The sequence below is a fragment of the Sphingomonas sp. CROZ-RG-20F-R02-07 genome, assembly GCF_022662335.1.
In the GTDB taxonomy this organism is placed as follows: Bacteria; Pseudomonadota; Alphaproteobacteria; order Sphingomonadales; family Sphingomonadaceae; genus Sphingomonas.
On the sequence record NZ_JAKNQJ010000004.1, the window covers coordinates 212,296 to 236,643 of the forward strand.

Consider the following 24,348-nt stretch of genomic DNA (forward strand, 5'->3'; position numbering starts at 1 on the left):
AATGACGGGGGAAGTCATCGTAACGCCGTTCCCGGCGGAGCTCGTTAACTGGGCGGGCAACCGCTCCGGTGGAGTGCGGCGCCTGTTTGATGCCGAGAGCGGCCGGCCAGGCAAGGCAGTCTTTGAAACGAACTTATTGCACCGGCTGGAAGCATGGGCCGGATCGATCGCCACGTCGCCTGGCAGTGTCCCGCGCATATTGTTGCTTGTTGGCGGACCTGGGAACGGCAAGACCGAGGCGATCGAGTCTACGGTAGGTTGGCTCGACGCTGCGCTTGCCGCCAACGGCAAGCTCGCCGAAGAACTCAGGAAATCCTTCTTTCCGCCAGAAGGGACCGCCGTCCCGCGCCTTGTCAGGGTCGATACGCGGGAGCTGGGGCTGGGGTCGCGCGGCCTCGGCCTGTCGATCGTCCAAGACGCGTCGGCCGTAGTTGGCGCAACGGGAAAGCAAGCTGCTCAGCTCCTGCTGGATGAGCTCGACGCGGTGCAGGCGGCGGGTCAGGATGAGGCGTACCTGTGCTGCGTGAACCGTGGCGTGCTGGACGATGCCCTCATCGACGCGATCGATCACGAAAGGGAGGGTCCACGACGTCTGCTGGAGGCAGTAACTCGCGCTGTCAGCCTCGCACCCGACGCCCCCTCGTGCTGGCCGCTCGCGGGGTTTGCCGACGTTGCGGTGTGGCCCATGGACGCTGAATCGCTGCTGCTATCTCCGGTTGCTGGCGGGGAAGAGCCTGCACGCAGCTTGCTGCGCACCGCCTTGGAAGAATCGATGTGGCCAGCTTCGGGATCGTGTGCAGGCGGTGCCTCCTGTCCGTTCTGTGGAAGCCGCGAGCGGCTTGCTCGCGAACGCGAAGAAGCATCCCTCATGCAGATTCTTCGATGGTTCGAGGTCGCGAGTGGAAAACGCTGGAGCTTTCGCGACCTTTTCTCGCTTGCATCCTACTTGCTTGCGGGTCATCGGGTTTCCCCCCGCGAAGCGAGCCTCGAACCATGCGAGTGGGCTGGAAAGCTGGCCGGGCTTGACGAGATCGCTCGTCGGGGTGGGAAGCCGGCCAAAGAGCAATCGACGGCAATCTTCCAGTTGGTATCGGCACAGTACCAACATGCACTCTTCCACCGCTGGGAGCGCGACGCTGGTCCTGCACTATTGCGCGAGATCAAGGAGCTCAAGCTCGACGACGACAACACCGCAATGGGCCTTCAATGGTTCCTGTCATCGCGGCGGACGGCATACCTACCCGCGATGATCAGCAGCGCCCTCGAAGGTGTTGCCGAACTTCTCGACCCAGCCCTTACCGATCCGAACACCGAAGTGCAGGCTACTAGGAATACGCGCTTCGCACTTCGCGAGCTGGATGTCAGGTTCAGCCGATCCGTGCTGGAAGGGCTCGACTTCATTCGAAAACTGCACGTGCTTTCCAGGCTCGAAGTGGACCTGCTTGAACGTCTGGCCAAGCTGGACTCCGAGCTTTCGGTCGGCGGTGTCCGTCGAAGACGGCCGGCATCTGCCACGAACGTCCAGCGTTTCATCCGGGATTTCGCGTGCCGCCTTACGCGTCGTGCGCTTGGTACCCGGGCTGCCGCAGTTCTGGACGCGCCGATACTTTCCGATTTTCAGCGGGTCTTGGAAGACACCGCTGGCGACGACTTGTTCGATGTCGCCCAGGAAGTCGAGCTGCTCCTTAACCGAAACCAGGATTTCGAGATCTCGCTGACAACGACCTTTGGCCAGCCCTTGCCGCCGATGATCCGGCGCGCAACCCTCGTCGTACCTTCCCGATCGGTGCAACCACTCGATGCGGAAAAGGCAGGCAGGCCCGCGTCTCCCATTTGCTTCCTGAAGGTGGGTGACGGTCGATCGGGTCAGCCCATTGCCCTGACATATGATCTCTTTAAGGCCGTCAAGGAATTGGAAAAGGGCATGTCGGTCGCATCGCTCCCTCGTGCTGTGCTTGCGTTGCTAGACACGACCCGGGCACGCCTGTCTGGCCCCATCGTCAGGGACAAGCTGGTTCTAGACCGCGCGCGCATCCGCATCGGGTCTAGCGGAACATCTGTCGTGCAAAGGCGATCCGGCTTTGCTGTTCGCAAGGACGGGGGCAGCCGATGACGCTCGCAAAATTCCGCGAAGAGCCTTGGCGCACGTCCCATCGCGCCTACCAGGACTCGGCGCTCGCCATGTCACCGGCGCCGGAATATGCCAGCTCGGAGGTAATCCTGTCCTCCTTGTACCGTCATGCCGGCTTGGATGGCGCGAGCGAACGCACCGTTCCGCAGCGGGGCAGGGACCTCGACAAGGAAGTTCAGTGGTACCGGGATAGGTCGCGCAAGCCAGAAGCAGCCGCGCTGGATGCAGACACCTTCCACACGCTGCTCCACTCCGTGCTCGAGAGCCCAAAACTTCCGAACCAATCCTCCAAGCGGTTCGTGCAGGTTACGCCGCTTGTACCACAGGCCGCCGTATTTTCGGGATCGGCGCGCCTAAGCAGCAATTCCTGGCCTGCAGGTGCATTGGTCAGGCGGATGGTCTGGCTCGGATCATCGGACGCGACGGCAGCAGCAGAGACCTGGCGGTCCTTGTTCGAAGCCCTGTCGGTTGCCGACAACGACGACATCTTCGCCCGCTTCCTCCAAGCCGAGATCGAGGCCTGGTCCCCGGAACCGGCTTGGGGGGCCGTCGAGCCGGACGAACAATCAACGCTGGATCCAGAAGACCGGGAGGGGCTCGACTACCCAGCGCGGCGATTTGTGCGCGACCTTGGCTCCATCATCGATGCCAAGAATACGATGACGCGCCGGCAGTGGACGAGCCTGCTCGAAGCGATCGTCAGGCTCGCTGCCGTGGCGCACGTCACCTGGCTTTGCGACGTCCACGCTAAGTCGTGGGAGTGCATCAGGGCAGCTCTCGACGGCAGTGGACCAAGCGACGCGGCGGCTGCGCGCGCGACGATGTACCCGAGGGCGTTCCAGTTCCTTTCGTACGGTGATCGAGCGCTTCCGGGCATCAAGGATCGTGCCTCGGCTTTCCTGCAGGCGAGGCTCGGTCTCAACGCAGCACTATGGGCGCTGGAAGCCGCAGGCGTGGAAGGCGCGTCGCTTTCTTCGGCCGCAGGAGTGGCGGACGTTTGCATCCGCCTTCGCGAACACGCCAGCAAGGTGGAGTCGACCGGAGTACGCAACGTCCTCGCCGATGTTTCCGAGCGCGAAACGCGAACGCTGCTATGCAAGAAGGGGATCGGCTCGAATATCATGGAGTTCGCGCGCCACGTCCTTGGCCAGCGCCAAGCCGCGAATCCCGTCCTGCGTGGGTACGATCAGGGCTTCTCCCTTCGCAAGCGCGGCACCAGCAATTCGAGCCCGTGGGTTGTTGGGCTGGGACCCGTCAGCGTGCTTGCGCTCGTGCACTGCTCGTTGGCTGGGACGACCGGCCCGCGTTCGGTACGGCGCCTTTCCCAGCACCTCGCTGGATATGGGGCGATCGTCGACTATCGCGACATAGCAACGAACGATCTGGGTCATCAGCTTCGAATGCTCGGCTTGGTGCTTGATAGCCCCGACGCAGAAAGCGGCATGCTGCTCGTGCCTCCCTTTCCCACCCGCCAAGAAGAACCTGCATGAACCGCCTAGCATCTGTCATCGCGGATCTGATCCGCGACAAGCTCACCCAATCGCCGGGCGGCGATGAAGGCGAGGTGCGGTTGATCTTCCACGGTCCACAGAAGGAGATACTTGGCGAAGTCTTCGAGCTTTTGACCACGGCGACTGACGTCGGTCCTCGGGTTCCCATACTGCTCCAGCTGCCAAGCCTACCAGCAGGCGAAGAGAACCCGCCCGTCGGCGTTTCTGGGCGTTGCGACGATACCCATCTGCTGAACCTCCGCAACTCGCCTTCCCAGCCAACATTCCTGGCGCTAGTTCCTCCCGGCCAGCACAGCATGCGCTCCGTAACGTCCACTACGGACGAGTTTGGCGTTGCCGCCGCGAACAACGGTGGGAACGTACCGTTCGAGGATTGGTGGGCGGACGAATTCATCCAGGATTTGGTCCGCGTTGGCGTCGGTCAGGCCGGCGTCCAGGATCAGCAGCAGCGCGACGACGCACGTACCCTGATCGGCAAGGCCGCTTCGGCAGCCGACGAGATGGATCCAGAGCGGACGCAGCGTGCTGCTGCCTGGAAGGTACTCTCGCGGCTTTTCGCCGCGGTGCCGGGGCTCCCCGGCTTCACTTCAGGCCAGCAAGTCAGCCTTGCGTGCGGCATGCCACCGATGCGCGACGGCTTACTATCTTCTCGCGAGCAGGTGGCGGTCTTGGAAAAGATTGCCGACGCAATGTCCGACGGCTTCGGTCCCGGCATCCGTCGAGCACAAGAAAACGCTCCCGTCGATGACATCCGCCACCTTGATGCGTTTCTCGCCCACCTGCGCGAGGCATGCGATCTCCCGACTGCGTTCGAAAGGGCGACGGCCGCTTATTACGCGCCTGGTAGCGGGCTGGACATGCCCGTGGCACCAGATTGGTGGCGGGTCCTGACGACTGAGAAGTGGTCCGAATTGCTCACCGAGGATGCTACCGCGCAAGGCGATATCCGCATGGGCTGTTCGAATGCCCTCATCCCGCTTGGAAAGGGCATGCCGATCCTTGTCGAGGGCAATGTCGCCCTCACGTTCGAGACGGTTGGGCCGGATGCCTCGGGCACCGTGGTCTCGATCGAGCGAGGCAAGGGCAACAAGCTCGGGGAAGTCAAAGTTGGCGACGAGGAAGCGGTATTCCTCGACGAGTCACCACCCGGCCATAAGGCCCCGATTCGATACGCGGCATCTGCCGATGGCTTCAAGCCCGGCGCGATCAAGGTAGTCTCACTTGCAACATGGCAGCCGGGTATCTTTGTTGCGTCGCGGCTTGCTCGCAAGCTGACCCCGCCCCGTAAGCCAACTCGGCGCGTCAAGGGCGCCCCTGAGTACGAGACGAGCCTCGTCGTGCCCGGTGGCGGGCGCTATGAATTGTTGGTGTTTACCTCGCCGGGCATCGTGTTGGATGCCGCCGCCAAGGGCACTGCAGACGACGCTCAAGACCGCGTCGACGCAGTCCAGCAACTCGTCGTCCGTCCAGTGCGAGATGGCTTCCACCAAATTGAGGTCGAGGCCGAAACAAATTACCAGGTCGACATCGGCTTCAGTCGGCCGGTTACCGACGGCTCGACGTCGCACGAAGCCTGCCGGGTCTTCCTCGTGGTCGAGGATGTTGTCGAGCAGGGCTGTCGGAGCGAGTTCGAGCGACTGATCCGGGCCAATCGACGCGCGATCGAGCCATCCGAAGCCAAGCCGGTCGTCCAGTTGAACCGGAGCGCACGCTCGTCGAGCTTGCAGGATTGGATGCTGTCCGAGGATTCTGCCGGGCGTTCCTATCTTCCGATCGTACTCGCCGACGACTACGTCGATGCCTGGGTCCAACCTGTATGGGGCACAGGCACCGGCCCAATTTTTTCAAATGGACGCTTTCTCCAGGATCCGCGTCCGGATGCCGCTGAGTTTCAGCCGCCATCGGGCTTCGTCGAAGCTAGGCAGAAATTGGCTGCGCGCATCCGCGGCACCGGCGACCAAACCGGATTGATGGAATCTGCCGAGTTGGGGAAGTGGCTCGCTACCGACGAGGAATTCCGCGCCGTCGTCGAACGGTACCTTGATGCGTACCAGGCTTGGCTAGCCGCCGAACCGGACGTGGCCTGCTGGGTCGACGTAGGCGTCATCACGTCGCTGGAGGATGATCGCAGGACGATTTCCCGCGTCCCTGACGCCATAATCCTGTCCCCGCTTCATCCGCTACGCCTCGCTTGGCATGCAGTTGCCCAGAGGGTGCTTCTTGAAGCCGAGGCGGGCGGAAACCCGTGCCCCGCGGTGAGCGTCCTTGACCCAGATTGCGTGCCGGACCTCCTGACGCTGTCGCTTCGATCGCCAGGCGGAATCGAGAAGGTCGACTTTCTCGCTGTAGAGAATGGAACGGATTATTGGTCGGTTTTGTGGAACGGGGAGAGGCTCGGCCGTCTTCCTAGCCGATCAAGGATCGCCCCGTTTGGCGACGGGTTCGGCATATCGGTTGGCGGCATCTCCGTCGGTTTCAGCGCGGCTCAGGTGGGGCGCGCCTTGGAGGACGTGTCCGGGCTCCTATCGGCCAAGCCCACGATTGGCGTCGTGGTAGCAAGTGCCGGCGGCACGACGGACGCCTGCAACGAGGGTCTCATCAACTGGTGTGCGGACCGATATCGCGACGGAGATACCCGCGCCCCGCGTCAAGCTGCCGGCCCGCGTCTCGTCGAGATCTACGACCACCGTGACGGTGACTCTCGGCCCGACGATGCCACGATCGCGAATTTGTCCGAAGATACCCGCAATAGCGTTCGATGGTTCGAGGGCCAGCCAGCCTCCGCCCGGCCGGACCTAGGGATCATCGCGCAGCTCGACATGTCCGAGCCAAGCGCCGCGCCGGTTGCTGGGCGGTCGCCGCTTGGCCATGGCGGCCTGCTCCGCCACAGGGTCCGGCGCCAACTCCCGGGAGCGTTCCTCAGCGAGACGCGCCAGTCGCTGGCTGGGTCGGCCTCTGGCGATGTCCTGGCCGACAAGGTCGCGGCCTGCGTCGGAACGATGGAAAGCCTCGGCGACCGACGCACTGGTATGCGGTTCGCACCGAACGTGAACGCCGTCCGCGACATGCTCGAGACGCGCCGGACCGACTTCGTCGCGGTATCGTCCTCGGCAATCGATCCTGCCTGCTTCCTGGGTGGATGGCTGGAGGATGCATACCTCTGGGACTACGACATGCCCTCCTATTCGCACCGGGCGGGCGACACCAACGGCTACTACCTCTTGTCGCGGGTCAAGCAGGCGGACCGCGAGGCGTTGTCAAAGGCGCTCAGTCGCCTGCCGGGGTGTGCGGCGATCGAGCACGAACAAGTCCAGGATGTCCTGCTAGAGATCGCGCGGCGCGGTATCCCCACGATCCGGGGCTTGGCCGGTGACAATGCCGGTGCCACCGGTGATCTCGGCCTCTTCGTGGCCGTTCGACTGCTCCAAGATCGTTTTCGCCTCTCGAACATCGGCGAGAGTCTCGTCCCTGTCATCGACGGTACAGGCGATGAAGTTACGGTCTGCGTCATCGTACCGGTCGACCCGTTCCGCGGGTATTTTTCCGACCTGGCCAAATCCCTTGGCAAGGATCGGAAGGATGCTTCCCTTTCCCGCCCTGACCTTCTGGTGGTCGGCGTGAAGCTCGGTGCGGAAGGCGTGCGGATCCACCTCACGCCCGTCGAGGTGAAATGCCGCCCCGGCACGGTATTCCCGCCTTCGGAGGTCAACGACGCTCTCGAACAAGCGCGTACCTTCTCACGTCTTCTTGCGAACATGCTCCCACACGACGACCAGCCCGTGGCGTGGGCGCTCGGGTTCCAGCACCTGCTCCTCTCGATCATCGGCTTCGGCATGCGGGTCTATAGCCAGCATCCTGATGTGGTAGGACGCGAAGCTCAGTGGTCATCGCTTCACGAGCGGATTGCGTCCGCCATACTAGATCCGCGACCCTGCGTGTCAGTCGACCAGCGCGGCCGGCTCATCATCGTGGACGACAGCCCCCGCAGTGGCGTGCGGGACCGGGACGAAGATGGCTTTGACGAAACCCTTACAATCGGGAGCGGCGATGCTGGCCAGATCGTCTCAGGGGACCCGCTTGCCTTCTATGACAGCGTTCGAGCTCGGGTCGGACAATGGGATCTCTTCCCGGCAAACGAAGCGTTCACGACGGGTCTCGTGCAGCCGCACGCCGATCTCGAAATTGAGGACGTAACGGATGAGTCGTTACTCGTGGCAGGGACTGAAGACAACGAGCCGGATGCCACGCCAAAGGTGCCACCTTCGGTGAATACCCCAGGACCGGCCGATATTGACCCTACCGTTGGGTCTACCGGGATCATCCTGTCCATCGGTACCACGGTAGACAGTTTCCGACCCGGCGAAGTGCAGCTGAACATATCCGATACTCGATTAAACCAGCTAAACATGGGCGTCGTTGGCGATCTCGGCACGGGTAAGACACAGCTACTGAAGTCGCTAATCATGCAGATTTCAGACGCTTCCGAAGCAAATCGTGGCATTCGACCGCGATTCCTGATTTTTGACTACAAGCGAGATTACAGCAGCCCAGATTTCGTCAAGGCAACCGGCGCGCGTGTCGTTAAGCCCTATCGATTACCGCTAAACCTGTTCGACACGAGCGCCATCAGCGATGCGGCCGCACCGTGGCTCGATCGATTTCGCTTCTTCGCGGACGTGCTCGACAAGATCTATACCGGGATCGGCCCCGTCCAGCGCGACAAGCTAAAGAAAGCGGTGCGCGCCGCCTATGAAGCTTGCCTGCCAGACCAGCAGCCCACACTTTATGATGTCCACTCGGCGTACGCCGAGCTTCTAGATGGCAAGTCAGACTCGCCGATGGCAATCATCGACGATCTGGTCGACATGGAGGTTTTCGCCTCGAAGACCAGCGAAACCCAATCGTTTGACACCTTTCTCGATGGTGTCGTGGTAATCTCACTTGACGCTTTGGGCCAGGACGATCGCAGCAAGAACATGCTCGTCGCCGTCATGTTGAACATGTTCTACGAAAACATGCTGCGCACGCAAAAGCAGCCGTTCATCGGCAGCGATCCGCAATTGCGCGCGGTCGACTCTTACCTGCTAGTCGACGAAGCTGATAATATTATGCGCTACGAGTTCGATGTATTGCGCAAGTTGTTGTTGCAGGGGCGCGAGTTTGGGACGGGGGTAATCCTCGCGTCTCAATACCTACGGCACTTTAAGGTCAATGCGACCGACTACCGCGAACCACTCTTGAGCTGGTTCGTACATAAAGTCCCGAACGTCACGCCCGCCGAGCTTTCAGCTCTTGGGCTTACGGGCGGTGCCGCGGAAATGGCGGAGCGGGTCAAGTCGCTCCAAGTCCACCAGTGCCTCTACAAGTCATTTGACGTGCCGGGCGAGGTGGTCCGGGGCCTACCGTTCTTCGAGCTGGAGGCGCGCCGCGAGAGATCGGAAAAGTAGTCGAGATGGTGGATACCCTCACGCCAGCACAACGATCGGAACGCATGTCGCGCATCCGATCGACGAACACGAAACCTGAAGTCGCCTTGCGAAAGGCACTCCACCGCTTGGGATTTCGCTTCCGACTGCATGGGCGCCGGCTTCCAGGGAAACCGGATATTGTCCTGCCTAAGTATCGCACGGCCATCTTCGTACACGGTTGTTTTTGGCACCGACATGCGGGGTGCAGCATCGCGACCACTCCCAAGTCGAACACCGAATTCTGGGTAGATAAGTTCGATCGCAACACGGCACGGGACGCAATTAAGCGAGCCCAGCTCGAGGCCGATGGATGGAACGTTATAGTCGTCTGGGAATGTGACCTGAAGACCGTTGAGAAAGCTCGAGCGGCGGCCTCTATAATCAGCGACGAGGTCCGGTCAGCATCAAGCGGCTAGGATTGGGACGAATAGCCGAAGTATGGCTACCCGCCGAGTTACCCTGACCGGTCGAACATCTCATCGTGACCAGATGAGATTGAAGCTGCCATCGTCGCCTTCGACAAGGTTGGCGTAGATCGGGGCGGGGAAGATTGGATCATCGAGCTTTACCGCCATGTAGGATCGATCCTCGCGTGAAACCTTCGACCAAGCGGCGCCGAGCTCGGTGGTGCCCGCGTATACCCTGGCATCCGGAGCCCTCTCGCTGTCCTTCTGGACGCGGACGATCTTAACCTCCGTCTTGATGGTGAGCGTTGCGAGCGTGCCGGTGAACCCGCCGTCGGTCGCCGTGAAGTTGCCGATGGTAGCCATGTCTGATCTCCTTGCTTCGATCCGCGCCCGTCGCGGCCTCGATGGCGATCACGTGCCGGGGGCGATCGGTGATGCACCGCTTGCGGCCGAAGCAACGCGGAGGACGGCAGGAGGGGGCTTTTTTGCTTCGCGGTGCAAAGCCGCAGGCGGCGGAAAAAAGGTCCCGCTTGTCGTTGCAGCTAGGCGATAGAGGCGCAGCCGCCTCCCGGTTAGATCAAGCCAGACAGAGGCTGTGCGGGGCGGTGAGTGGCAATGGCAGACAGAAATTGGATCAATTCGCGATCCCGATCATCGCGGTTCTGCATGCTTCCACGGCGAAAAGCAGCGGGAGCGTTCAAAGAATCATCAGGAGCGGCCGCAAGTTGGGAACACGGTCTTCGAACGGTCACCTTGGCCGGGTCGTAGGGCGCTGCAGCGCCATCACGTCATCGTAGGACCCGAGTAGTCGCTCGCGCCGAAGCCGGGGTTTGCGCCAATAATCATCAGGCGTGGGTTCAGCAGGGGAGGGCTACTGATTAGGCTGAAGCCACAGGCGCCATGGAAAGCTTCAGTGCCGCATTCCTGCCAAACGCATTAATCCGGTTGTACATGCCTAAAGCATTTTCATCTGGAGAAATCATTCGAACGAGTCTCCTTGCATGGCAGCCTTAGATACATCATGAACGAACGACAGAAGTTGGGTAGCCGATAAGGTGCGCCGGATGTACGGAAGTGGGTCGGTAATTCGGCTAAGCATGACTGAAGGGTCAGTCCAAACCGCTCCGGTCAGATCCGTCGGGAGTAGTGCTGCTCGTCTCCTCTCCCTCCGTTAGCGGGTTGATCGAATGATTGCTTGGCGCGCTGGATCTAATATTGCGACGGTTAATCCTGAAAGACTGCTCTACCCTGATCTGATTAGCCTTCTCATCGGACGCGATCTGCTTAAAGAACGGCTTTACGGTCTCACCGGTCCCCGCGAGGACATAGGTAACACGGAGGCCAACGACGGCGAGCCACACAAGGGTATCAGACAGAGCGACAGCGCCGACCAACATGCGCGCTTCGTTGCGCATGATCGCGAGCGCCGCATTCGAAAGGCAGCGGACCGTTACGATGTGCAGTTGCTGGGCTGACACAGTCAGCGGCGCTGATCCGATGGTGTAGGTGGGAGCAATCACTTGCGGATAAAGGGCTTCCAGCTTCTGGACAATGTGGCGCGCCGAACTCTCTAAAATTGCGAATGTCTGTTCGAGGTAATCGTCGTCAACGGGAATTTTCTGATCTTCGCGCGCGGTGCTGCCGGGGTACTTCCGAATATAGAATGCGTCGGGATACCCCATCCGATGAACGTAGAGGTTCCGGCGATCATGAACCTCCTCAAGATCCTGGTAGGCCGTATCTGATGCCGCTAATTCTACGTTGAACTTAGTTTTATAAAACTTAAGCTTGTCAGACAGGCTTCCACGCGTAAGCCCGTTCATAAGTTTGTCTAGAATGTAGGCCTCAATACCTTGGTTCCAGACAATCGTTAGCAGTTCGGCATGCGACATCTCCAAGCGTTTGTCGTCTTTGAGCCAGTCCTTACTTCGTGTCGCCATTTCCGCAACGATCGCGACGATAAAAACTTCGTAGATCGATATCGCCTGCACTAAGATGACTGAGCGCAATGTCTTCGGATAGATATCGCGCGCGTGGAAGGTGACGCTCTTCCATGGTCGCTTGATTGTCTTCGCTCCCACCTTGAATACGACACTTGCCGGGTGGCCCGGCTGCTGCATGATCGCTTTTCCGGTTTGATGCAGCGTCTCGTAGGCTTGCGTCGAGGCTTCGTAGAGCACGCGCAAACGAGTGAGATCGCGACGGAACTCCTTAAAAGCCTCAAATTTCATTGTTGCGATTCCAATTCGTGCTGATGTTCGATCGCTTTTGGGGCGGCCTCGCTTTTAAAGCCATCAGAACACCGCGCGCATCGGTTGGCGCCCGAATAGCTCCAGAACTTACTGCGCGGTGGCGACCATACAGTGGGCGCGTGCCGTCGCAACCGTGTCCGACCAAGCCGGCATTTACATCCTGACCGAGCGTCCGGAGTCGCGGAGCGCTGGGAAAGCGCTAGATGGCCGTTTCGGGGTCGACACGCGGAGGGTGGGGCTACGTTGGTGCGCAGCCTGTTGACGTGCGCTGATAGACGGAGCCTTCTCTTCTTGGCTCGGCATCATTGCGCGTCGCGGAGCTTGCGGTAGCCGATATCAAGCGTAAGCTCGCGCCGATGGGGCCCATCGCTCTCCTCGGTGAGATATCCGACATCCAGACGGTTAACCGGCGCAGGCGTGTCGAAAGCGCAAGCAGGACCGCGCCGAACTTCACGCCGCTCGAATTCCTCGACACACGGGAAAGGGGATTGTCTCGAATTTTGGCATGGCTCCTCAACCCGCGTGGGTCGCACGAGCAGGGGTCCGCCTTCCTCGAGGAGTTCACGCGCTGGCTCGAGCTTGACGATGAATGGCGCCGCGACCTCGACGACGCGTGGGTGATCCTCGAGGCGCCGACGATCGCGATCACGAAGATCGGCTACCTCGACGTGCTCGTGCGGCTTAAGGGCCGCATGCTCGCGATCGAGAACAAGCCGACGGCGACCGATCAACCAGAGCAGGTCCGCCGCTACCTCGCCGACCTCTCATCGCGGCGTCTCGACGCGCACTGTCTCGTCTACCTCTCCGGCACGGGAAGCGCGCCCTCGGACGAGAGCGTCGGCGCGGACGAGTTCGGAGCGGCGGTAGCCGCCGGGACGCTCCGCGTGCGCGGCTACGCGGCGATCGCCGACTGGATGGACGCCTGCGCTCCGCGATGCGTCGCTCCGACCGTGTCGGCGATGCTGGCCGGCATCAAGAGTCACGTACTGAAGGAGTTCTCGGGAGTGACGGACCTAGGCGAGGTGGAGGAGATCGGGGACGCGGTGCTGTCCTCGCGGGACCGGCTGGAGGCTGGTTTGGCGCTTCTGGAGGCTGAGGCCTCTATCAAGGAGAGGCTGCTCGCGACGCTCGTGACGGAGGTGGAGGAACTCGTCCGTGGAAGGCGGGGATGGCGGGTCCGACGGTCGGACATCGGGTTATCAAACAACAGCGGCGTAGTCATCGGCCTGACGCCCAACGCCGCCGTCGGGTTCGGAATCCAGTTCGACAAGTCCGGGCACCGGGTGCTGTTCTACGGCGTGAACAGCATGGACGACCGACCGCTGCCCCGGGGAACGAAGAGGGTCATGCAGGAACTCATCGGCGTGAAGACCGGGACGGTAGCCTGGCCGGTTTGGAAGCAGGTCGGGCCCAACGACAAGTTCTTTGCGATGCCGAAGGCTACGGGACGGGAGTTCTGGCTAGGCCTGAGCGACGGGTCGGTCGCGCGCATGCTCTTCGGCTACGTCGAGGAGGTCGAGCGGACGCTCAGGCGCGAGAAGCTGCTCGTGACGGTTAAGGAGCGCGTCCTCGCCGAGTGAAAATGGGCCCGCCGCGATCATCACTGTGTCCAGCAAGCGGTCATCGCCTACCTGTCATTGGCGACGACGACGTAGACCGCTCGGTAGCGTTCAAAGTGGCGCGCCTCGTGACCGAGATTGCCTGCTGCTCGCGCTTGGCGACGAGGGGACCGAGGGGCGCTATCACGTTCCCTCCCCATAGCGGCGTCACCTGCGTGGAGCGGGTCTGTCGGCATCTTCAGCGGAATGGACGATCATGGAAGAGCTGGAATTAGGTTTTTGCTCAACAACGGACGCTATCGGGAGTGCAGATGCTTGCACGAAATTCCGCAATTGGGTCAAGCTGCTGAGCTAACCGTGCCGTTGATCGCGACTCACCCGCCATCTAAGCTCGACGTCGATGAGCATCAATGAGAGCCTTTCATGAAGCGGCAGACTTACATAGCGCACGGCCGCCTCGCGTCTCGTGAGATCCGGCTCGATGCCGCTCGCAACCAGCGCCACGGCATTCAGGTCATGGCGTTCGAGCAACTTGCCGCGCGCCTCGCTGGCGGTTTCGCGCAAACGATTGACGCAGAAACGCTGCGCGATGCGATCCAAAAGGCTCTGCCCGAGAACGACCTCGGCGAACTTAATGCGATCAAACTTCTTCCGGGTATGACGGGGGCCGCAGCCGACACCCTGCACAAAGTCTGGCGTACCGACATCGATCTTTCAGCAAGGGCCGGCGATCATCCCCGGCTCGATGCTTTGGCAACGCTCGAACAGGCAGTTCTCGAACGTCTGCCCTCGTCGATGTTGCGTCCGGTCGATCTGGCGTTCCAAGCCATCGCGCGGCTCGGCCATGCGCCCGCACTGTTCGACGAGATCGAGATTGTCGGCATCAGCGAACTATCGCCCTGTTGGCGCGACCTGCTGGTAAAGCTCGCAGGCACTTTGCCGGTGCGGTGGAACGCCGGGCCACGCTCCGTTCCCGAATGGCTTGAAGGCTCGGCCGTCGAGATCATCCGCTCTAAACCCGCCACGCCGAAGGTCGAGGCGATGAGCACTGCCAGCGGTTATCATGAGGCGATCGAGGCGTTGCGCTGGGCGCGAGAGCTGATCGCCAACGGGATCGCGAAGCCGTCGGAGATCGCGATCGCGGCTGCCGCCCCGGCAGCGTATGACGACGAGTTCATGGCGCTTCGTGCGGACGCCAATATCGACCTTCACTTCGTCCACAGCATCCGGGTGGTGACCACCCGGGATGGTCAAACTGCCGCGGCGCTCGCCGACCTATTGGTGCGCGGGATCTCGCAGGGCCGCCTTCGCCGCCTCACCACGCTGCTGTCTGGCTCAGGGCCGTTTCAGGCATTGCCAGATGGCTGGCAGCGCGTGCTGCCGCCCGATGCTCCATTATCGTCCGCCAACGCCTGGGAGCGGCTTCTGAGCGGTCTCACCGCCGATCGGTGGCCCGACGGCATCGATCATACGGCCAAGCTGCGCACGATCGTCGAAAAGCTCAGCGGTGGGCCCGGTGATGCCGAGGAGATCGGCCGCGCCTTCCTGTCGGGTAGTTCGCTGCGCATCTGGAGAAAGGCTTTGCTCGCGGGTAGTGCGGCGGCGATCGACGTGACCATCGACGGTTTGCGCCAGGAGGATGCTTGTGAAGCGTGCGTGTCGGTCGCGTGGATGCCGGCTTCGGCGCTGGCCGCCTCGCCCCGCAAATTCGTGCGCCTGCTCGGTTTGACTTCGACGGGATGGCCGCGACGGATCTCCGAGGATCGTCTGCTGTCCGACCACATCGTGCCGGTCGCGGAGCTCGATCCGTTGCCCGTCACTGCAGCCGATCGCCGCGACTTCGAGACGATTCTCTGCACGACGACAGAGCAAGTCGTGCTGTCACGCGCGCGGCGTGACAACGAAGGGCGGCTGCTCGGCAAAAGCCCGCTGCTGCGCGGGCATCCCGAACCTCGCTATGTCCGCCGAAACCGGCGGCCGGCGCATGCGATGAGCGAGACCGATCGCCTGCTGGCCCGGCCCACCGACTTTGGCGCCAACGATCAGGCGCGCTCGGCTGTCGCCTGCTGGAGCAACTGGCAGCGGTCCGCGGTAACGCCTCATGACGGTATGGTTCGTGCCGATCATCCCGCGCTCTTGGCGGCTTTGGAGCGCGTGCAGTCTGCGAGTTCGCTCACCAAGCTGCTGCGCAACCCGCTCGGTTTCACCTGGAGTTACGCCCTCGGCATCGGGGCACCGGGAAGCGCCGAAGAGGCGTTGGTACTAGATGCGCGCCAGAGTGGCATCCTGCTCCACGAGACGCTGGATCATGCCGTGCGGCTGCTTGAAGGCCAAGGGAGCCTCGCCGGTGCCCGATCAGATCAGGTCATCGCCGCAATCGAGCAGGCATCCGCGATCGTCGCAGAGCAGTGGCAGGCCGAGCAGGCGGTACCACCTTTGGTCGTCTGGCGACGCACGATCGAGGAGGCTCGCCTAACCGCGCTGAACGCGCTCCAGCATCCCGAGCCGGCTTTCGACGGTCAGAAATGCTACACCGAGGTGCCGTTCGGCGGACAGGAAGCCAAGTCCGACGGAGCCTTGCCCTGGGACCCAGCGATGGCGGTGGAAATCGCCGACACCGGCTTCAAGATCTGGGGTTACATCGATCGGCTCGACCTTTCCGGAGATGGCGCACAGGCCAGGGTGCTGGACTACAAGGGAGGCAGGCTTCCCCCGAAGCCGGTGACCCTGCAGGGTGGGAAAGAGCTGCAGCGCTGCCTTTACGCTTATGCCGTAAAGGCGCTGCTCGGCGATGGCGTCGAGATCGACGCGGCGCTTCTCTACCCGCGCGATACTGAGGCTCGCCACCTCGAAGAGCCGGGCGTGGTGTTGGAAGAGCTGGCTGGACATTTGAGCGCAGCGCGCGCGAGCCTGCTCGCTGGTCGCGCTGTGATCGGCCCCGACAATGGCGGCGACTATGACGATCTGAGCTTTGCGCTGCCGGCCAATGCCGCCAATGGCTATTGTCCCCGCAAGCTGGAGCCCGCTCGAGAGGCGCTGGGCGACGCAGCGCTCGTCTGGGAGGCGATCTGATGAACATCGCGACCCCAATCCTTCGCGATGAAGCGGCTCGCCTGGTCGCAATGACCGCGCACGATCGCTCTGTCCTGGTCGAAGCCGGCGCTGGCTCAGGCAAGACCGCTGTCATGGCAGGGCGGCTCGCGCTGCTGCTCGCCGGCGGCGCAGCACCCAAGGCGATCGCAGCAGTCACCTTCACCGAGCTGGCCGCAAGCGAGCTCCTGGCGCGCGTCCGCGACTTCGTCGACGAGCTGCTCGACGGGCATGTTCCACGCGAGCTTGCGATCGCGCTGCCCGACGGCCTCTCGGACGCGCAGCGAGCGAACCTCGACCAAGCCGCCTCCGCGATCGACGAGATCACCTGCTCAACGATCCACGGCTTTTGTCAGCGGCTTATCAAGCCCTATCCGGTCGAGGCCGACATCGATCCCGGCGCTTCACTGATGGATCCCGCGCAAGCGGACCTCGTGTTTGGCGATGTCATCGATGGCTGGCTACGCGACATTCTCAACTCCGGCGAAGAGAGCCTCGTGTCCGAGCTCGTCTTCGTCAGCCCGACCAAGGCGAGCGAGCTGATCGCAACCGCGGCTGGCGCGCTGCGCGACAATCGTGTGCTGGTGGCGCCTGTGGCCGGCGCGCTTGGGGCCTTAGTGATAGCCTATCGCGCAGCGGCCGATGCTTATCGTGCCTTCGTCGTCGGGACGGCAGCGCAGGAGCCTGAGAGCATCGCTGGCGCGTCTGCCTTTGTGGAAATGGGCGAAGCGGTCGCGGTTGCGTCTGCGAACGATAGCCCGGCGACACTCGTCCGCCTGCTTTCCTCGGTGCCGCACCCGTCGCTTTGCACCGCCAAGGGCACGTTCAGCGTCTACAAGAAGAAGGGCAAATGGGAGGCGGCGGCAAAGGCTGCCGGCCTCTCCAAAGCAGACGGGGGCCTGCTCAACGGCCAAGCCGAAGAACTCCATCTCGCCTGTTGCCAGGGCTGGACCGCTCTGCTCCAGGCTGTGGCTGGGCGTGTGCTGGCCGACCTGATGAGCGCGATCCAACCGATCGTCGACAACTTCCGCGATTATAAGCGCTCGGCAGCGCTGCTCGATTTTGATGACCTGATCTTCGCGGCGCGCGATCTGCTGCGCGATCATCCAGCGGTGCGGGGAGCGCTGGCAAAGCGCTACGCGCATGTCTTGGTGGACGAATTTCAGGACACAGATCCACTCCAAACCGAGATCTTTTGGCGGCTCTGCGGCGACCCGGTCGATGGCGCCGATCCGAAGAATTGGGCGAATTATCGGATCAGGCCGGGAGCGCTCTTTCTCGTCGGCGACCCGAAACAGGCGATCTACCGCTTCCGTGGTGCCGACGTTGCCGCCTACATCCGCGCTCGCGAAGCGATTCGGGCGCAGAGCCCCAACGACCTGCTGTCGATCTCGACCAACTTCCGCTCTTGCGCCGCGATCCTTGCATATGTGAACGAGCGCTTTGCACCGCACATGTCGGTCGAGCTGGGGCAGCCGGGGTTCACGGCGCTCGATAGCTTCCACCCCGATCATGGCGAGGGGCTGTGCGTTGCAGCACTTGCCGTTCCTTGCGCGGGCGAGGACGGCAAGGCCAAGGCGGGTGCGCAGCGCGATTGCGAAGCGGAGGCAGTCGCTGAGATGTGCTGCCGGCTGATCGGCAGCCAGATCATTGTCGATCGCAAGACCGACACGCGTCGGCCCTGCCGGCCAGGCGACATTGCCCTGCTGGCACCGGGCGGCACGGAGTTGTGGCGCTACGAGGAGGCACTTGAGAAGCGCGGCGTACCGGTCGCGACGCAGGCGGGAAAAGGCTTTTATCGTCGCCAGGAGGTACAGGACCTTATCGCGATCACGCGCGTGCTGGCTGACAGTCGCGACACCCTCGCTCTGATCGCGCTGCTACGCGGACCGCTGGTCGGGCTGACCGAGGAGCAACTGCTCGACCTCGTCTGGAGCCAGCCTCGCGATCCTGCGCGACCGGATGCTCGGCGGCGGCTCACCATGCAACTCGATCCGGAAGCGATCGAAAATAGCCACGCTCGCGATATCGTCGAAAAGCTCCAGGTGCTTCGGCGAGGGATCAATGGGACCACGCCGCATCAGATGCTTGCAGAGGCGATCGACCTGTTGCGCGTCCGGCCCATTCTCCTCCAGCGCCATGGCGGGCAGGCGGAGCGTCCGCTGGCGAACGTCGATCTCTATCTGAGCCTCGCCCAACCTTATGGCGTACGCGGGCTGAGGGCGTTTGCAGATGCAATGACCGCAGCGTGGGAGGGCAAGACGCGATCGGCGGAAGGGCGCCCCGATGCTCAGGAGGAAGCGGTGTCGCTGGTGACCATGCACGCCTCCAAGGGACTTGAATGGCCTATCGTCGTACCAATCAACACGATGACAGCTGGCAACGACGTGCGGGACCCGATCATCGACAGCGACACGAAGACGATCTTCCTTCCTGTCCTCGGCGTTGCGCCTGCGGGCTACGAGGATGCCAAGGCAGCAGAAGTCGCCGAGCGTGAGCGTGAGCGGCTGCGGCTCTGGTATGTCGCGGCTACCCGCGCGCGCGAATTACTCGTGCTGCCAAAGCTCGACGTGCCGGCCTCAAAGAGCAGCTGGAATGCATTGATGGACTTCGATCTTGATGGCCTTCCCCTGATCGACATCGAGCAGCATCCGGCGGGGTTCGAAACGATCGACGGCGATCCGGAGAATGGGCAAACACGCGATGTCTTCGCGAGCGAGGCGGCAGCGGTTGTAGCGGCAACCATCAGGCTCCGCTGGGTCGCTCCAAGCAGGGACGAGGATCCGTCAGGCCCGCTGGACGTCGTATCCGTACCGCAGATCGTCATTGCCGGCGAAGACGACGAACCGCCAGCGGACGAAGCAGTCGTCATCCAAGGTGGCCGTGAGCGGGGTCTCGTCATCCACAAGCTGTTCGAGGAGGTTCTTACCGGCGAGACCGCCGACGATGTGGCTGCACTCGTCGGACGAGCTGTAGACCTGATCCGGGAAATGGGGCGCGAGCCCGGGGCTGACGCAGCCAACGGCCTGTCGGCCGATGAGATGGGCGAGACTGTTGCGAAGACGCTAGCTTTGCCCGAAATCGCCGCAATCCGGGCGAGGCTTCTGCCCGAGCTGTCAGTCTACGGGTTGAGCGAGGAAGATGGCGTCGAACTTGCCACATTTGGCATCGTCGATGCGCTTTGCATCGGTGAAGATGGCAAGCCTGAGCTGGTGATCGACTGGAAAAGTGATGTGGATCCCAGCCCGGCGGCATCGGATCACTACCGCTTGCAGGTTCGACGATATCTTGAAGTGGCCAATGTTTCTCATGGGATGGTTGTGTTCGTAACCAGCGGAATCGTGCTGCATGTCAGCCAAGTTCCGCCGCTCGCCTCGAGCGTGAGAAGCTAGGGCGTGCATGCAAGAATGGCGGCGGTGAGGTCTTCGCTTCCAATCTCCCCAGCAATGTAGCGGGCGTTAAGCTTTTCAACCCCGTCAGGAAGGACGCCCCCTTCATAGCGCACGTTCCCCCGCGCGAAATCAACCTCAGCCTGCCGACGGGACCGCTCAGCGTTGCTGATGGTTTGTGCCGGTGCGGAGATGGGGTTGTCGGACGGCAATGATCGATCCTTCCGGTAGATGGTGTATCAGCATCTTGTGGCACCGCCAATCGATGAAGCGGCGTCCATCTTATTGTGAGCCTAGCACAACCTATGGCGTTCGCGGATTGGGGCGGAAGCCGACCGGACTGTCAGGCTTCGATCAGGCAACGTGTCACTCGTTGAGCAGACGATTCACAGCCTCGGTAAGCTTGGTTTTCAGGCTCCGATCGACTTGTTCAACGCTTTTCAAGGCAACGGCGAGCGTGGCCTCCGCTTGATTCTAGAGCTTGCCGGGCCGTCTGAAGTCTGCAATCCCGCATTCACGGCGCGGTCAATCCCGCCCGTGGGGCGTGGAAACCCCGACAGTCACGTGGTCCGGTCAAGCTTTTGGCCGGGCGGCTGTCGCGCATGTCCAAGGCTTGCCCAAAGGCGGCAGCGCCTTGACCACGTGCAGGGTTTCCAACGCCCGGCTTCGGCCGGGACGCCTCTCAACGATCGGAGGCCCTGATGTCTGTGTCGTCATCACCTGATTGCGGCGCGTCGCGCCGTCATATTCTGCAAGATGCTCCGGAGTTGTTGAAAAACATGTGCCACGACTACAATGCATCATTAAACCAGGTGATGGTTGCCTTTATGTGCGCCGCGCAATTCCAAGGTGGCGACAGAGCGGCACGCTTCATGCACACCGTAAGTTTGTACATGGTAGGTGAGTTAGTCTGCCAACCTGGTGAATAACTACGTTGGGCCGGCGCCGAGATACCTTTGAACGACTGACGCATATTCGTAGGGGATTGAGTCTTGATGTCCCCGCATTGCCCATGATCGCCACATGCCCGCCTCTGCAGACAGAGCGGTAAATTTGTAAGGCCATCCATCAAGGAGATGCGCTACCATCGTCATCATTCGGTGCCGATCGACGCTTGATAACAGCTCTGGAGCGCCGAGCTTCGTTTCGAATAGAGCGGGGCGGGGGTCACCTCCATGGTGTTTGCATACCACATCCCTCAAGCGCTGTGCTCGTGGATTAGCGGTGACGATGGAGAGGACTTGGCGGACAAGGTTGAAGAACGCGACGGGGTAAAGATGCTTCAAGGTGGCTGGAGGCCTAGCGCGGCCAGCTATAATCGAGCGAAGGTTATGTTCGAATTGAAGCGTCTCTGACCGCGCGGGGAGGTGCGGATAGAAACGTCGGTCGCTGCCGCAGACGTGGCAATTGGGATCATCTCCGCGATGTGGCACTGCGGGCGAGGCGCATTCAATGCAGCGATCTGCAAGCACTAGGCCATGCCGTGAGCAAGTGCTTGAAATAGCAAGCCTCCAGTTCTTCCGATAGTACGGCTGCGGGTCATGGCGGAGGCATTCTCCGCACCACTGTTGCCCGGCGCGGCGCCTCGTCCGATGATAGACGCCGAGGGGCAGCACCCATCTTGAGGCATTGTTTACTCTCACGCGTTCGTAAAGCGTGCCCTCAAGTGACGGGAGCGTGGTCCCCCAAGCTTTCGTAGCGCTGGTCCCTGTGAGGCTGGCGAGAGTCTGGACGATATCGCTAGGTGCCATGGCATCAAGGTCGCGGTTCCATAGATGCCGGTTCGGCCAGACGATGTGGCAAAAGGTATGGAGTTTGGGCGAGTTGCCGACTGCGACGCGCAAGAGCCAAGATGAGAGTAACTCGTCATCCTTTGGCTTCGGTCTCCAAGGGAGAAGGTCGCGCACGGGCTACTCTCGATATCCAAGGGACAGCTCTGCTGCACGTCGTCGCTCGTCAGGCGGTATCCACCGCAGCCCGTCGATTAAAGGTAAATCGACACGTTCGGCCCCGCTTTGAATTGCTTCTGCTGCGGCAGCACTAACTAGCCGAACAATCTCACCGATAGTGCCGCCTGATAAAGCGAGGATTTTTCCCATGAGACGCGCGCCAGATAGGTTGGACTCTTGCTTCAGCGGCAGGGTCATCTCGAGCGTGTTTAGCAGCGCACGAGAGCCATTTTCAGATGTCCACTTGGGAAGTGGCCAGTGTTCAAAACGGTTTGAAAGTTGCTCGTCCGATTGCAAAGCGCGGACCGCCGTTATCAGTCCGCAACCGACCAAGTGTATCTGCCGCTCGTTCGATATGTATCTCAACAGGTTCAAGAACGCGCGTTGCTGCTCGATGCGTCCACTGTGTATATTGTGCATCTCGTCTATAACGAGAATCTTCAGTCCTATGGCTTCAAAGAGCCGAAGAGTTTGACTCTGGAGCTGACTTAAAATCGATGTGCGACGGACCGGGGCATTGAGCCGATCAAGAAGCGACGTATAAAACTGGCGCGGATCCGGCGTTGGAGGCATTTGCACATACAGGACTTTGGCCGTTATGGCGTCCGCAGTGGGATCGTCGTCAATTGGGTGAAGGTTGATGAAGCGGTTCACCAGCATAGTCTTGCCGTTGTTTGTAGGTCCTGAAATCAACATGCTGGCGGGACGATGCGATTTGGCGCTGGTAAGAAGCTCCTCCAAACGGGCCGCAATGCGCTTGGCCGTGGCATACGCGACGAAGGGCTGGGCTTTGAGAGCTTCGAGCCTGATCGAAGCAGGCGCGTCGATGATCGCCTGTGTAGCTGGAGTGAGGCGGCGCTCGACAGAACTCATTCATAAACCTCGAAGGTATCGTCATCGTCGGGCGTTAGCGCTTCTGTATACCGCCATGGGGCTTGGGCGAGAGGCGCTGGCGCCTCGGTCGCCACCGGCTTTGAATCTTCGCCGCCTATTTTATTCCGCGTACGGCGTTCAACAGCTAATCGTGAGCGCCGGGCTTGAGCTTTGTTCGCTGCGGCAGAGCTTGTGATTTGCCGTTGTGCCTCTACCGCGGCAAACAGCGCGGTCTCGTCGTAGTCGGCACGACCGTCCTTGCGAACTAATCGCCGGGCAGCCTCTAGTTCCCACAAGGATAGTGACGGGCGGGATATATCCCTCGCGCCGATGCGATAATATCGATTGTCATCAGGGGACAAAAGCCAGATCGACGAAACGTCGCGGGGGTCCCGGCGAACGATGAAAGTGTCATGCTTCCCGTGCATCAGATAGGAGCGCAGAATGTCGTCCATGTAATGGACTCCGCCCCAACGAATGCCGCGTTGCGTGAGTTTTCGGCGCTCTAGCGGCAAGAAGTCGATCAGAAGCCTTTGCGGATCTTGTATGTCTGTTGAGATACCGCGACCGGTATTCTGACCATCGCCAAAGATCCCCCGCATCCATTTAGTGTACGGAGTGATGCCGTGATGCGTGTGGAGAGTGCGATGATACTGCCCCGAAAAGAAAGTAGCAAACATCAGCTCAAGTTCGGGAAGAGTCATCGCCGCTTCACGGTCAGGGTTTCTATCGCCGCGTTCGGCGATTGACGCCCCCGTTGCGCCCGGTAGTGTCTTCACTGAGGCCATAGCAGTGCCCACCATCCGCTCGATAATGCCACCAAAATGGGGCATGCCCCCAGGCCTGAAGTTGATCTTCATGCCCCACGCGTCACAGCCGCGCTCAACCGCCTCTGAGTGAAAATCCGATCCGTTGTCGACGTAAATTTCATCCGGCCTGCCGTACATGGGCCAAGGAAAGTCGAGGCCGATACGATTTGCCCAATTGTCTTTCGGCAGGATAGAATGGACTAAGCACAGGCCGACGGAGGTTGCTGAAGGCGCTTCCAATGACAGGTGGAAGCCTAAAACAGCTCTCGAAAACTCGTCGATGGCAATAGTGATGAACGGCCTCTGTAGTGGAAGACGATTGATCTCATCTACCACTATGACGTCGACTTTAGTGTGATCAATCTGAACCCGCTGGAGCGGGGCGGTAGTGTTGGGAGTCGATCCGCTTACGGGCCTAAACCGTTCGCCGGCCTTCTTTCTCCCTTCCCTTGCTGCAACGATGTCGATGTCGGGAATTCGTTTAAGACGCCTCGTGATCGAGCCTCTACTAGGCAGAGCAAGTCCTTCAGCAGCACATCGCCGTCGGATTTCGGTAACGGTTTGAACGATGTTCGGACGCATTCTGCTGAGATGAAACTTCTCAAATACGCTCGCGATGATGGCATCGACACGCGGGTCAAGAAAACTATGACCCTGTACGCCTTTCCCTTTTGTAGGCAGAAGATCGCGAAGTCGGCGGGTCGCTCGATACCGCTTCAAAATTGTCCAGATCGTTCGCGTTGAGCACCCCAACAGAAGCGCAGCCTCTTCGGCCTCAACGCGCGTGCATTCGGATTTTGCTACCAAGGGTGCCACAATTTCGCGGCGCACAAGGGCAACTTCTAACTCTGCAGGGCTCAGATCTGCGGCATCCACGCCATCTGCTGGCTGAGGAGAGCCGATTTTAGCT

At 61.2% G+C, this 24,348-nt stretch carries 11 protein-coding genes; 7 read left to right on the top strand and 4 right to left on the bottom strand.

The genetic code is table 11. From position 1 onward, the window contains the following. Window position 1: 1 nt before the first annotated feature. Genes L8H00_RS08700 through vsr form a run of 4 tightly spaced genes read left to right on the top strand, consistent with a single transcriptional unit; the run spans window position 2 to window position 9,526 of the window. Window positions 2-2,113: a hypothetical protein gene (locus tag L8H00_RS08700; RefSeq protein WP_242096901.1), complete on the top strand. Its 2,112-nt coding sequence runs from the start codon at window positions 2-4 to the stop codon at window positions 2,111-2,113. After that, complete coding sequence (locus L8H00_RS08705; protein WP_242096902.1) at window positions 2,110-3,621, top strand: hypothetical protein; 1,512 nt, start codon at window positions 2,110-2,112, stop codon at window positions 3,619-3,621. Before L8H00_RS08700 ends, L8H00_RS08705 begins: the two co-directional genes overlap by 4 nt. After that, on the top strand, window positions 3,618-9,089 hold the full coding sequence (locus L8H00_RS08710; protein WP_242096903.1) for a hypothetical protein: 5,472 nt from the start codon (window positions 3,618-3,620) through the stop codon (window positions 9,087-9,089). The genes L8H00_RS08705 and L8H00_RS08710 overlap by 4 nt, the downstream gene beginning before the upstream one ends. 5 nt (window positions 9,090-9,094) lie before the next feature. Then, a complete protein-coding gene (gene vsr / locus L8H00_RS08715; protein WP_277924334.1) occupies window positions 9,095-9,526 on the top strand; it encodes a DNA mismatch endonuclease Vsr in 432 nt (143 codons plus the stop codon). Between the two features lie 60 nt (window positions 9,527-9,586). On the opposite strand, the gene L8H00_RS08720 is transcribed toward vsr, so the two are convergent. Then, window positions 9,587-9,880 carry a DUF736 domain-containing protein gene (locus tag L8H00_RS08720; protein ID WP_242096904.1) on the bottom strand — a complete coding sequence of 98 codons (294 nt, stop codon included), beginning with the start codon at window positions 9,878-9,880 and terminating at the stop codon, window positions 9,587-9,589. 746 nt (window positions 9,881-10,626) lie between these two features. Then, entirely contained in the window at window positions 10,627-11,748 is a 1,122-nt protein-coding gene (locus L8H00_RS08725) for a hypothetical protein (RefSeq protein WP_242096905.1), read from the bottom strand. A gap of 326 nt (window positions 11,749-12,074) precedes the next feature. Between L8H00_RS08725 and L8H00_RS08730 the strand changes: the two genes are divergently transcribed. From L8H00_RS08730 to L8H00_RS08740, 3 genes are all read left to right on the top strand, one after another. Next, on the top strand, window positions 12,075-13,349 hold the full coding sequence (locus L8H00_RS08730; RefSeq protein WP_242096906.1) for a PD-(D/E)XK nuclease family protein: 1,275 nt from the start codon (window positions 12,075-12,077) through the stop codon (window positions 13,347-13,349). 402 nt (window positions 13,350-13,751) lie between these two features. Continuing rightward, the gene (locus L8H00_RS08735; RefSeq protein WP_242096907.1) at window positions 13,752-16,400 is read left to right on the top strand and encodes a PD-(D/E)XK nuclease family protein; all 2,649 of its coding nucleotides are present in this window, start codon (window positions 13,752-13,754) and stop codon (window positions 16,398-16,400) included. Further along, entirely contained in the window at window positions 16,400-19,810 is a 3,411-nt protein-coding gene (locus L8H00_RS08740) for a UvrD-helicase domain-containing protein (RefSeq protein WP_242096908.1), read from the top strand. Before L8H00_RS08735 ends, L8H00_RS08740 begins: the two co-directional genes overlap by 1 nt. A gap of 1,907 nt (window positions 19,811-21,717) precedes the next feature. On the opposite strand, the gene L8H00_RS08745 is transcribed toward L8H00_RS08740, so the two are convergent. Together L8H00_RS08745 and L8H00_RS08750 are read right to left on the bottom strand one after the other, a co-directional pair. Continuing rightward, a complete protein-coding gene (locus L8H00_RS08745) occupies window positions 21,718-22,629 on the bottom strand; it encodes a TniB family NTP-binding protein (protein WP_242096909.1) in 912 nt (303 codons plus the stop codon). Next, window positions 22,626-24,314, bottom strand: coding sequence for a Mu transposase C-terminal domain-containing protein (locus L8H00_RS08750; protein WP_242096910.1), 1,689 nt, complete (start codon window positions 24,312-24,314; stop codon window positions 22,626-22,628). Before L8H00_RS08750 ends, L8H00_RS08745 begins: the two co-directional genes overlap by 4 nt. Between the last annotated feature and the right edge of the window lie 34 nt (window positions 24,315-24,348).